This is a genomic window from Undibacterium sp. Tian12W (assembly GCF_049339405.1).
Classification (GTDB): Bacteria; Pseudomonadota; Gammaproteobacteria; order Burkholderiales; family Burkholderiaceae_D; genus Undibacterium.
In genome coordinates, this window is sequence record NZ_JBMPPK010000001.1 from 209917 (window position 1) to 220732 (window position 10816).

Sequence of the window (10816 nt, forward strand, 5' to 3'; positions counted from 1 at the left end):
TTCATGTCTGCCCATTATGTTGCGCACGCTTGCCATACGAGATTTTGTCATTGTTGATACGCTGGAGTTGGAATTTTCTTCAGGCTTCAGTGTGCTGACCGGTGAAACCGGTGCGGGTAAGTCCATTTTGATCGATGCCCTGACCCTGGCCCTCGGTGGCCGGGGTGACGCCAGCATGGTAAGAGAATCTGCCAGCAAAACTGATATCAGTGCAGAATTTGCCGTCAATGAAACACTCGCCACCTGGCTCAAAGAACATGAATTCTTTGACCAGGATCAACCGCTGATCTTGCGGCGTACCATCGATAATGCAGGCCGTTCCAAGGCCTGGATCAATGGCATCACCGCCACTGCAGGGCAATTGCGCGAGATAGGCGACATGCTCGTAGATATCCATGGCCAGCATGCACACCAATCCTTGTTGAAAACCGAGGCACAGCGCGACTTGCTGGACATGCAAGGCGGCTTGCAAGAGCAAGTCACCGAAGTAGGCTTGCGTTACCGCGCCTGGCGCAATATCAGCAAGCAACGTGAAGAATTTGAGACCAATGCCAAGAGCGTCTTGCAAGAGCGCGAGCGTCTGGAATGGCAGGTCGGCGAACTCGATAAATTGCAGATCAAGCCCGGTGAATGGGAAAGCATCAGCCAGGAGCACAGTCGTCTGGCTCACGCTGCCAGTCTGCTGGAAGCCGGACAAGAGGCAGCCGCATTGATTTCTGAATCCGAGCATCCTGTCTTGTCGCAACTGACTGCCATCCAGCAAAAGCTGTTGAAGCTAATCGATTACGATGCGGCGCTCAAACCCGTCACCGATGCGCTGGAATCTGCCTGCATCAATTTGCAGGAAACCACCTACGCACTCAATGTTTACCTGAGCCGCACAGAACTCGACCCTGCCCGTCTGCGCGTCGTGGAAAACCGCGTAGAAGTGATACACACGACGGCACGGCGCTTTCACGTCGCGCCTGAAAAATTGCACGAAGAATTTGCCACGCTGTCAGCCCAGTTGGCGCAGTTGTCGAATGCCACCGACATGGATGCCCTGAAAGCACAGGAAGAAAAAGCCAGGCTTGCCTACCTGCAAACCGCAGGAAAACTCAGCAAGATCAGACAAAAAGTTGCCAAAGACCTGGGCGCAGCAGTCACCACGGCAATGCAAGACCTGAGCATGGGCGGCGGCAGCTTCTCGGTTGCACTCAATCCTGTAGAACCAGCCGCCTATGGCCTGGAACAGGTGGAATTTCTGGTCGCAGGCCATGCCGGTGTACAGGCAAGGCCATTGGCCAAGGTAGCCTCTGGTGGCGAACTGGCGCGTATCTCGTTGGCGATTTCTGTCATCACCTCTTGTGCTACTGCTACTCCTACCCTCATATTTGATGAAGTTGATAGTGGCATAGGTGGTGGCGTGGCTGAAGTGGTTGGTCGTTTATTGAAACGCCTGGGCCAGGACCGGCAAGTCTTGTGCGTTACGCATCTGCCGCAAGTGGCCAGCCAGGCTAACCAGCACTTCCAGGTCAGCAAGGCCAACCAGAATGGCAAAACCGTTTCACAAATAGAAGCACTCGACAATAAACAAAGAGTGGAAGAAATCGCCCGCATGCTGGGCGGCATAGAAATTACGGCGACTACGCGCAAACACGCCAGAGAATTATTGGCATCTTAAGAAAAAAAATACATCATGCGCTTCCTCAAAGAACCTAAATATTCACACGGCAAAATCGCCAAGACAGCCGTGGTGCTGATCAACCTCGGCACGCCTGATGCACCGACGACATCGGCAGTGCGCCGTTATCTCAAACAATTTTTATGGGATAGACGCGTAGTTGAAGTACCGCGCCCGGTCTGGTGGCTGCTCTTGCACGGGATTATCCTGCCCTTCCGTTCTGGCCAGTCAGCAAAGAAGTATGCTTCGATCTGGACCAGGGATGGTTCGCCACTGAAAATACATACACAAAAACAGGCAGCATTGCTGAAAGGCTATCTGGGTGAACGTGGGCATGAAGTACAAGTTGCCTATGCCATGCGTTATGGTTCACCTTCGATACCCGAGGTCTTGCAAAAACTCAAAGTAGACGGTTGTGAGCGCATACTGATATTGCCAGCCTACCCGCAATATTCTGCCACGACGACAGCCTCCAATTTTGACGCGGTGGCCCAGCATTACCAGCAAGTCAGGAACATGCCTGAACTGCGCTTCGTCAAGAATTATCATGACCATGATGCTTATATACAGGCTTTGCGCGTGTCGGTCATGGATCACTGGCAAAGCCATGGTCGCCCTGACAAACTGGTCATGAGTTTCCATGGTTTGCCAAAAGCATTTTTATTGCGCGGTGATGCCTATCATTGCGAATGTTATAAAACCGCCCGCTTGCTGGCTGAGAAACTGGGCTTGGGCAAAGATGATTATGTGGTCACCTTCCAGTCACGCCTGGGCCGTGCCGAATGGTTGCAACCTTATACAGCACCTACCGTGGCAAAGCTGGCCAAAGAGGGCGTTAAACGCATAGACGTGATTTGCCCCGGCTTTATCGCTGACTGCCTGGAAACCCTGGAAGAAATTGCCATGGAAGTGAAGACCGATTTTCTGAAAGCGGGTGGCAAGGAATTCAACTACATTCCCTGCCTGAATGAGTCACCGGCGTGGATGCGCGGCCTGGCTGAAATTGCAGAGCAACATCTGATAGGCTGGCCTACCATGATCACCGCCAGCGTGCGTGAACAGCAAAAACAGCAAGCCCTGATCAGCCGCGCAGAAGCCAAACGCATGGGTGGCGAGCCCTGAGGCAGCAATGGCAAAAACTTATTTTATCGGCGATATACAAGGCTGTGCCGACCAGTTGCAAAGCCTGCTCAACAAAATAGAGCAGACCGAAGCAGATGCACAGTATTTGTTTGCAGGCGACCTGGTCAATCGCGGCCCCAAATCGCTGGCCAGCCTGCGCCTGATACGTGATTTGCAAGTTGCTGGCCGGGCAGAATCCGTACTCGGCAACCATGACCTGCATTTGCTAGCTGTCGCCAATGGCATACGTAAAGCAAGTCGCAGCGATACCCTGGACGATATCCTGCAAGCACCAGACCGTGAAGAATTGCTGGACTGGCTACGGCACAGACCCATGGCGATTTCACAGCACCAGCACTTATTGATACATGCAGGCATCTTCCCGCAATGGTCAGCAAAGCAAACCATGAAGCTGGCGCATGAAGTCGAAACACAGCTACACAGTAAAGACTGGCTGGATTTATTACGCAATATGTATGGCAACACCCCAGCGCAATGGCAGGATGATCTGGAAGGCTATGACAGATTACGCTGCATCATCAACGCACTGACACGCATGCGTTTTTGCAATGCAGATGGCGTCATGGATTTTGACAGCAAGGATGGCCTGGACAGCGCACCGCAAGGCTTTGCCCCTTGGTTTGAGCTGTCACGTGCGAGTGAAAAAAACACCGTGGTATTTGGTCACTGGTCCACCTTGGGCCTGATTTTGCGTGACAACCTGATTAGCCTGGATACTGGCTGTGTATGGGGTGGCAAGCTGACTGCCGTCGCACTGGAAGACCGGCAAGTCGTGCAGATAGATTGTCCGCAACAGCAAAAACCTGGGTAAATATTACTCGCTTAATCCCAACTCCTTCATCACCGCTGCACGCGCCACTTGCGCCACTTCCCTGCGGTGCGCACCTTCGGTAGGAATCGCAGGCAGGCGCACCAGTTCTGCTGTCATACGTGGTGCCAGCAAGATGATGCGCATGCTTTCTGCAAAAGTCATGTCACCAATAAAATCAGCGGCAGGGTGGAGCTGTCCCTGCGCATCAAGATAGCGCACAACAAAGGGCTGTACAGGTACATGTGCTTCTATTGCCGCTTCAAACAGGTTGGCGTGAAAAGACAGCAGATTACCTTGCGCTGCAGTTGTACCCTCAGGGAAAAACGCAATGCGCTTGCCTGCTTCTATCTGATGTACCAGGCCTTCATAGATACGGCGCACATCGCGCTGCCTGCCACGCACCAGGAAAATTGTACCTGCCTTTTCACATAACCAGCCCAGCAAAGGCCAGTTGCGGATGTCAGACTTGGCGACGAAGTGGCAAGGATGCAGGGTATTGATGACAAAAATATCCAGCCATGACACATGGTTGGAAACGATCATCGCCGACGGATTCACCGCACCCCCGCTTTTATCCTTGAAAGCAACATCCACGGTACAGATGGCGAGCAATTTGACCGACCAGCGGCGAACCAGCTCATCACGCCTGGCATCAGAAGAAAACGGAAAGATCAGGGCGCAAGTCAGCAGACCTGCCGTGAGATGGAGAAATATCCGGAAAAAATGCCAAACGATCATACTGACTCACAAAAATACTCACGTAGAGTAACAATTAAAAATAGCCAAGCTGAATAAACAAAAGCGGGAGTAAGGCTATACCTGCCTTTACCCCCACTCTTCCCACTCGTCCCGCTCTTCCCACGCATCCTACTCAATCAAACGAATTTCTCACTGAGCAGTTTGGACACTACCTCAGCCTGCTTCAGGCACGCATTCTTACCACTTCCTCTTTGGCATCTTCATCAATCAAGACACTCACTGACTCTGCATAATGCACATTGGAGCCGCGTTTTTTGACGCCTGAAATCCAATACTCTTCATGGGTATCGGCGTCAAAAAAATTACCGGATATTCCACCTCCGGTACATGCCTGCAAGGATTTTCCACGGTAGTAAACTGTTCGCCCTGTTTTGGAAAACTCAACCCAGCCTATGCGCGCAGCAACGCCATCGATCAAGCCGTTTTTATTTTCCACATACATGACGCGTCTTTGTTCACCACGGGTAAGCTGATTACTTTTCATCTGCGATGTTAATGCAAAGTATCAAACGCAGTATGCCCTGACACTATCGTGGCCTTGACCACGCCCGGCAATTCATAACCCAGGAAAGGCGTGTGCTTGCCCTGGCTGGCGAGGGCTTTGGCTTCTACCTTCCAGCGTGTGGCAGGATCAAAGATGCAGATATCCGCTGCCTGGCCTACGGCGATTTGTCCGGCGGGCACACCTGCCACTTTGGCGGCATGCTGGCTGATTTTGGACAGGGCCAGCATCAGGCTGACGTCACCACGGCTGTCTTCTGCCCATTTCAGTGCCAGTGACAATAATAATTCCAGGCCGGTGGCACCGGGTGAGGCCTCAGCAAAGGGCAGCAATTTCTCATCATCATCGACCGGTGTATGGTCTGAGCATATCGCATCGATGGTGCCGTCTTTCAGTGCCGCAGAAATGGCATCGCGGTCACGCTGACTGCGTAAAGGTGGTGTCAGGCGGGCATTGGAATCGAAGTAACCAATGTCAGCATCAGTCAGATGCACATGATGAGCACCAACGTCGCAGGTCAGCGGCAAACCTTCTTTTTTGGCTTTGCGTATCAAATCCAGTCCAGCGGCGGAAGAGATGCGGCACAGATGTACTTTGGCGCCGGTGGCGCGCATGAGTTCAAACAGGGTATGCAGGGCAATCGTCTCGGCCATGACGGGCACACCAGACAAGCCCAGGCGCGAAGCCAAGGGGCCGCTGTGAGCAACGCCGCCCTTGCCTATGTAGGCATCTTGCGGACGCAGCCAGACGGTGAAACCAAAGGTGGCTGCGTAATCCAGCGCCCTTTGCAGGGTATTGGTATTGGCGATGGTTTCTTCGGCCTGAGAGAAACCTATGCAGCCTGCCGCTGTCAGCTCCACCATCTCGGTCAGGGATTCACCTTTCAAACCTATGGTCAGCGCACCCAGCGGATAAACGTGGGCCTTATTTTGCATGCGGGCTCTTTGCTTGAGCATTTCTACCAGGCCTGATTCATCCAGCACAGGGTCAGTATCTGGCGGGCACACCAGGCTGGTGACGCCGCCGCGCATGGCGGCCTGTAATTCAGATTCCAGCGTGGCCTTGTATTCAAAACCAGGCTCACGCAGGCGGGCACTCAGATCGACCAGACCAGCGGTAACGATCAGGCCAGAAGCATCAATAGTTTTATTGGCGACAAAGTCAGCCGGGGCCTGGCCTATGGCAACGACCTTGCCGGCAGCGATAAACACGTCCTGTACTGCATCGCTAGCACTTGCCGGATCAATCACGCGGCCATTTTTGATATGTATCTTCATATTCTCCTCATACCCCGCCGCTATTGCCTGCGACGATGCTCATGACAGCCATGCGCACGGCAATACCAAAAGTCACTTGCGGCAGTATTACTGCCTGCGGGCCATCGGCCACGGCAGAATCAATTTCCACACCACGGTTCATGGGGCCGGGGTGCATGACGATGGCATCTGGTTTTGCCAGCGCCAGGCGTTCTGGTGTCAGGCCATAGCTCTTGAAATATTCTTGTGCAGAAGGCAGCAAGGCACCGCTCATGCGTTCATTTTGCAAGCGCAGCATGATGATGACATCAACACCTTTGAGGCCTTCATCCATGTTGTTGAATACCCTTACACCCATTTGCTCCAGGCCACCGGGCAACAAAGTACGTGGGCCTATAACACGCACTTCGGGTACGCCCAGCATGGTCAATGCATGGATATCGGAACGGGCGACGCGGCTGTGCAAGACGTCACCGACAATCGCTACTGTCAGATTGGTGAAGTCTTTTTTGTAGTGGCGTATGGTGTACATGTCCAGCAAACCCTGGGTTGGGTGAGCATGGCGGCCATCACCGGCATTTACCACATGCACATGGTGCTGTTTGGTGTCGTTCAAATGCTTGGCGATCAGGAAAGGTGCGCCTGAGGTTGCATGACGCACGACGAACATGTCAGCATGCATGGCGGCCAGATTATCGATGGTGTCGAGCAGGGATTCACCCTTGCTGGTACTGGACGCAGCGATATTGAGATTGATGACATCTGCCGACAAACGCTTGGAGGCAATTTCAAACGTCGTACGTGTGCGGGTAGAGTTTTCAAAGAACAGATTGAAGACGCTTTTACCACGCATCAGCGGCACTTTTTTGACTTCTCTGTCGCTGACGCTGACGAAAGAAGATGCGGTATCGAGAATATGGTTGACGATGGCTTTCGGCAAGCCGTCTATCGTCAGCAAATGCTGGAGTTCGCCGTGTTTATTGAGCTGGGGATTATGCATGATCGACAGAGATGCTGAAAGTGCCGTCATCTGCACGTTGCAGATTGACAGAGACGGCGGGTTCAAATGAGGCGGTATGGGCAACAAAATCAGCTGCCACCGGCAATTCGCGGCCACCACGGTCTACCAGGGTAGACAGCATGATGCGGGCCGGACGGCCATAATCAAATAATTCATTGATGGCGGCGCGGGTGGTGCGGCCTGTGTACAACACGTCATCTACCAGGATGATTTGTGCACCATCGACATCGAAAGGAATTTGCGTAGGTTTGACTTCAGCATGCAGGCCCTTGGCGGCATAGTCGTCGCGGTAAAAAGACACATCAATGCGGCCTGCTTTATTCGGCAAGCCCAGGTCTTGCACCAGGCGCTCGGCTATCCACGCGCCGCCTGAATAAATACCAACGATGCCCAGTTTGTCTTGTGCCAGCGCATGTGGCCTGATTTGCTCCAGTAGCAGCTGATACAGGGCTTCTGCATCAAGCTGGGCAGCATTAGTGGTCGTGGTAGTCATGGCGTTTCATCAAAATATTGTTGCAGAATGAGGGCAGCCGCATCGTCATCGATGAACTCGCCACGCGAGCTTGAGAGTACGGCAGAAGAATAGCGTTCATCGACCAGCACGGCAGGCAGGTTGAAGCGGCCATTGAGCTGATTGGCAAAGCGCTTGCAGCGCTGTGTCATTTCATTGTCGGCACCATCGGGGTGCATGGGCAAACCCACCACGCACAGCACGGGCTGCCATTTTTCTATGAGCTTGGTGATGTCGGCAAATTTGCCGTCATTGGTAGGAGCGTGGATGATGCTGAGTGCTTCAGCCTGGCGTAAAAACGTATTGCCAACGGCAACGCCTATGCGCTTTAAACCAAAATCAAAGGCGAGTACCGTACCTTCGCTTGCAGCCATCAGGCATGCCCCGCTTCGGCTGCCAGCATCAGTGGGTCTATACCCAGCAATTTGATGGCGGCGGCAAACCGTTCTTCCAGCGGCAAATCGAACAGGATGCGTGCGTCAGCAGCGACTGTCAGCCAGCCATTGGCCAGTATCTCCTGTTCCAGCTGGCCAGCACCCCAGCCTGCATAGCCAACACTGATCAGGACTTGTTCAGGCCCGTCACCGGCTGCCACGGCTTCCAGCACATCGCGTGAGGTGGTGAAGGCGATCTCGTCTGTGACCTTGAGCGAAGATGAATAAGCGCCAACAGGGGTATGCAGGACAAACCCCCGGTCATCCTGCACCGGCCCGCCAAATATGACAGGGCGTTTGCCTATGGGATGAGAGTCAGGAATGATTTCCAGCTTCAGGTCTATGCGGTCAAACAAGCCAGCCACGGTCAACTCTATCGGCCGGTTGATGACCATGCCCATGGCACCGCGAGGGCTGTGCTCGCACAAATAAATCACCGTGCCGCCAAAGACGGGATCCATCATGGATGGCATTGCAATCAGGAAATGATTGGTTAAATTCAATTCCAAATTGTTATCGTCTTCGCTTTTCACCTGAAATTTATGTCTGGAAGTCATGGGGGCCGACTGTGTTGCATCGTCGTGCAGATTGGTATGTAGTGATTTTGTTTGCTTCGCCATGGTCACATTTTAGCATTTTTAGCGTGTATTTTCGATGTGTGCTAAGGTGCCACACTGCGTTTTGACCACACTATCCGACAGATCATGCAAGAAAATAAAGCCGAGAAAGCCCATACAGCCCATTACCCTCGTTCGCTGGTCTGGTTCCGCCGCGACCTGCGTAATTTTGACCACGCCGCCCTGTACCATGCCCTGCGGCAAAGTGATGAGGTCTACTGCGCTTTTATCTTCGATAAAACAATATTAGACAATTTGCCAGAAAATGACAGGCGGCTGGCCTTTATTCATGAAAGTATTCTTGAACTGGATCAAGAATTACAGCAGATGGGCGGTGGCTTGCTGGTGCGTTATGACTATGCAGAAACAGCCATACCGCAACTGGTGGCCGAGCTTGGCGTTGATGCCGTATTTACCAATCATGATTACGAACCACAGGCTGCGACCCGTGATGAGTCCGTCAGGCAAGAATTATCAAAACGAAATTGTGCATTTCTGAGTTTTAAAGACCAGGTTATTTTTGAAAAGGCTGAAGTCTTGTCGCTGGCGAATGCGCCCTTCTCTGTCTTCACGCCCTACAAAAATGCCTGGCTGAAAAAATTCCATGCAGAAGGCAGCGACTTTTATTCGCGTTCTTACCCTATAGAAAAATATGCGCACAAGCTAAGCAGCATCTCAGCGCAAACTATACCTACGCTGTCAGAAATGGGCTTTGCGCAGGCCGCTGAACGCCGCATGCCTGTTGCCGCAGGCATGTCGGGTGCACAGGCTTTGCTGGAAGACTTTGTCAGCCGCATGAAGCTGTACGACCAGTCGCGTGATTTTCCGGCGATCAAGGGGCCATCGTATCTGTCAGTCCATTTGCGCTTTGGCACGATATCGATACGTCAACTGGTACAGGAAGCCGTCCGACAAATGCGTATCTCTGCCAATCGCGGGGCAGAAATCTGGTTGTCTGAACTGGTCTGGCGCGACTTTTATTTCATGATCCTGCATCACCACCCGCATGTGGCAAGCCGTTCCTTTAAACCAGATTACGATGCCATACAGTGGGAAACCGGCCCGCAAGCGGACGCCCACTTCGCTGCCTGGTGCGAAGGCCGCACCGGCTACCCCCTGGTAGATGCCGCCATGCTGCAACTAAACCAGACCGGCTACATGCACAACCGCCTGCGCATGGTTACCGCCTGCTTCCTCATCAAAGACCTGGGCATAGACTGGCGCCGCGGCGAAGCCTATTTCGCCGAACACCTGAACGACTTCGACCTATCCGCCAACAACGGCGGCTGGCAATGGGCATCCTCCTCCGGCTGCGACGCCCAGCCCTACTTCCGCATCTTCAACCCCATCACGCAGTCAGAAAAATTCGACGCCGACGGCAAGTTCATCAAACGCTACCTGCCGCAACTGGCGAAACTGGACAAACGCAGCATCCATGCACCGTGGAAGGCTGCGCCATTATTGCTGGAGCAGGCTGGAGTCAGGGTAGGCAGGGATTATCCATTTCCGCTGGTCGAACATGACGTGGCGCGAAAGCAGACTTTGACGCGGTATGCGGTGGTGAAGAAGGTGGCTGCGCATGGTGAGGAGGAGTGAAGGACTGAAGCTTAAGCGAACTAATACCATAGCAATGTGCGCATGCTGGTTTTGAATTTGCCGTTGGTTTTGACGTTGCCGTTGGTTTTGAAATTGCTGTTGATTTTGACGTTCCCATGTGTAGCCGCCGTTTGTGCTGTACAGAAAATGGAAAAAGAAGGACCGCTGTCTGAGCGTAGCGAGTTTCGGGCCTTCCCATTTTTTGTACTGCACAAACGGGAACCCCGCAGGGGCGGCTACGCCTGGGTCGCCTTTCTTTGAATACTTACTTTGGCGACGCAAAGAAAGTATTTCGGCTGCCGGGCCGACACCCGGCTTGTATCCACAGAGAGTAGTCGTGTTAATCAAAGTGAGTCATCTAACGAGTAATATGGCATGCCACGAACGCCACTGGAGCGCCAGCCCGATGGATTCCAGCTAAAAACACGCTGGAACGATGGCGCTTAGTTTACGGCAATTCATCCTGCATGGCATGTCTTGAGCCCGTTCAAAGGTAACTTACC

12 protein-coding genes are annotated in these 10816 nt (G+C 53.0%); 5 read left to right on the top strand and 7 right to left on the bottom strand.

Annotated features, from left to right (window positions below; translation table 11 throughout):
* Positions 1-16 precede the first annotated feature (16 nt).
* From recN to ACO0LI_RS00930, 3 genes are read left to right on the top strand one after another with little or no spacing between them, the layout of a single operon-like run.
* A complete protein-coding gene (gene recN / locus ACO0LI_RS00920) occupies positions 17-1663 on the top strand; it encodes a DNA repair protein RecN (protein WP_422949506.1) in 1647 nt (548 codons plus the stop codon).
* Between the two features lie 15 nt (positions 1664-1678).
* A complete protein-coding gene (hemH, locus tag ACO0LI_RS00925) occupies positions 1679-2785 on the top strand; it encodes a ferrochelatase (protein ID WP_423030159.1) in 1107 nt (368 codons plus the stop codon).
* 7 nt (positions 2786-2792) lie between these two features.
* Positions 2793-3617, top strand: coding sequence for a symmetrical bis(5'-nucleosyl)-tetraphosphatase (locus ACO0LI_RS00930; RefSeq protein WP_423030161.1), 825 nt, complete (start codon positions 2793-2795; stop codon positions 3615-3617).
* Between the two features lie 3 nt (positions 3618-3620).
* On the opposite strand, the gene ACO0LI_RS00935 is transcribed toward ACO0LI_RS00930, so the two are convergent.
* From ACO0LI_RS00935 to ACO0LI_RS00965, 7 genes are all read right to left on the bottom strand, one after another.
* Entirely contained in the window at positions 3621-4355 is a 735-nt protein-coding gene (locus ACO0LI_RS00935; protein WP_423030163.1) for a lysophospholipid acyltransferase family protein, read from the bottom strand.
* Between the two features lie 184 nt (positions 4356-4539).
* Positions 4540-4860: a 1-deoxy-D-xylulose-5-phosphate synthase gene (locus ACO0LI_RS00940; RefSeq protein ID WP_423030165.1), complete on the bottom strand. Its 321-nt coding sequence runs from the start codon at positions 4858-4860 to the stop codon at positions 4540-4542.
* 8 nt (positions 4861-4868) lie between these two features.
* Positions 4869-6155, bottom strand: a complete 1287-nt coding sequence (locus ACO0LI_RS00945; RefSeq protein ID WP_423030167.1) for a dihydroorotase — start codon at positions 6153-6155, stop codon at positions 4869-4871.
* Positions 6156-6162: 7 nt separating this feature from the next.
* The gene (locus tag ACO0LI_RS00950; protein WP_422949513.1) at positions 6163-7134 is read right to left on the bottom strand and encodes an aspartate carbamoyltransferase catalytic subunit; all 972 of its coding nucleotides are present in this window, start codon (positions 7132-7134) and stop codon (positions 6163-6165) included.
* Entirely contained in the window at positions 7127-7648 is a 522-nt protein-coding gene (gene pyrR / locus ACO0LI_RS00955; RefSeq protein WP_423030169.1) for a bifunctional pyr operon transcriptional regulator/uracil phosphoribosyltransferase PyrR, read from the bottom strand. Before pyrR ends, ACO0LI_RS00950 begins: the two co-directional genes overlap by 8 nt.
* Positions 7645-8040, bottom strand: a complete 396-nt coding sequence (gene ruvX, locus ACO0LI_RS00960; RefSeq protein ID WP_110255210.1) for a Holliday junction resolvase RuvX — start codon at positions 8038-8040, stop codon at positions 7645-7647. The genes pyrR and ruvX overlap by 4 nt, the downstream gene beginning before the upstream one ends.
* On the bottom strand, positions 8040-8657 hold the full coding sequence (locus ACO0LI_RS00965; RefSeq protein WP_232063396.1) for a YqgE/AlgH family protein: 618 nt from the start codon (positions 8655-8657) through the stop codon (positions 8040-8042). Before ACO0LI_RS00965 ends, ruvX begins: the two co-directional genes overlap by 1 nt.
* Before the next feature lie 147 nt (positions 8658-8804).
* Here ACO0LI_RS00965 and ACO0LI_RS00970 point away from each other — a divergent pair, with 147 nt between their 5' ends.
* The gene (locus ACO0LI_RS00970; RefSeq protein WP_423030172.1) at positions 8805-10313 is read left to right on the top strand and encodes a cryptochrome/photolyase family protein; all 1509 of its coding nucleotides are present in this window, start codon (positions 8805-8807) and stop codon (positions 10311-10313) included.
* 42 nt (positions 10314-10355) lie between these two features.
* On the top strand, positions 10356-10574 hold the full coding sequence (locus ACO0LI_RS00975) for a hypothetical protein (protein WP_423030174.1): 219 nt from the start codon (positions 10356-10358) through the stop codon (positions 10572-10574).
* The last annotated feature ends 242 nt before the right edge of the window (positions 10575-10816 follow it).

What these genes read in the sequence shown, in the direction of transcription:
- recN (WP_422949506.1), top strand. Translation starts at nt 17, where the DNA reads ATGTTGCGCACGCTTGCCATACGAGATTTTGTCATTGTTGATACGCTG.
- hemH (WP_423030159.1), top strand. Translation starts at nt 1,679, where the DNA reads ATGCGCTTCCTCAAAGAACCTAAATATTCACACGGCAAAATCGCCAAG.
- ACO0LI_RS00930 (WP_423030161.1), top strand. Translation starts at nt 2,793, where the DNA reads ATGGCAAAAACTTATTTTATCGGCGATATACAAGGCTGTGCCGACCAG.
- ACO0LI_RS00935 (WP_423030163.1), bottom strand. Translation starts at nt 4,355, where the DNA reads ATGATCGTTTGGCATTTTTTCCGGATATTTCTCCATCTCACGGCAGGT.
- ACO0LI_RS00940 (WP_423030165.1), bottom strand. Translation starts at nt 4,860, where the DNA reads ATGAAAAGTAATCAGCTTACCCGTGGTGAACAAAGACGCGTCATGTAT.
- ACO0LI_RS00945 (WP_423030167.1), bottom strand. Translation starts at nt 6,155, where the DNA reads ATGAAGATACATATCAAAAATGGCCGCGTGATTGATCCGGCAAGTGCT.
- ACO0LI_RS00950 (WP_422949513.1), bottom strand. Translation starts at nt 7,134, where the DNA reads ATGCATAATCCCCAGCTCAATAAACACGGCGAACTCCAGCATTTGCTG.
- pyrR (WP_423030169.1), bottom strand. Translation starts at nt 7,648, where the DNA reads ATGACTACCACGACCACTAATGCTGCCCAGCTTGATGCAGAAGCCCTG.
- ruvX (WP_110255210.1), bottom strand. Translation starts at nt 8,040, where the DNA reads ATGGCTGCAAGCGAAGGTACGGTACTCGCCTTTGATTTTGGTTTAAAG.
- ACO0LI_RS00965 (WP_232063396.1), bottom strand. Translation starts at nt 8,657, where the DNA reads ATGACTTCCAGACATAAATTTCAGGTGAAAAGCGAAGACGATAACAAT.
- ACO0LI_RS00970 (WP_423030172.1), top strand. Translation starts at nt 8,805, where the DNA reads ATGCAAGAAAATAAAGCCGAGAAAGCCCATACAGCCCATTACCCTCGT.
- ACO0LI_RS00975 (WP_423030174.1), top strand. Translation starts at nt 10,356, where the DNA reads ATGCTGGTTTTGAATTTGCCGTTGGTTTTGACGTTGCCGTTGGTTTTG.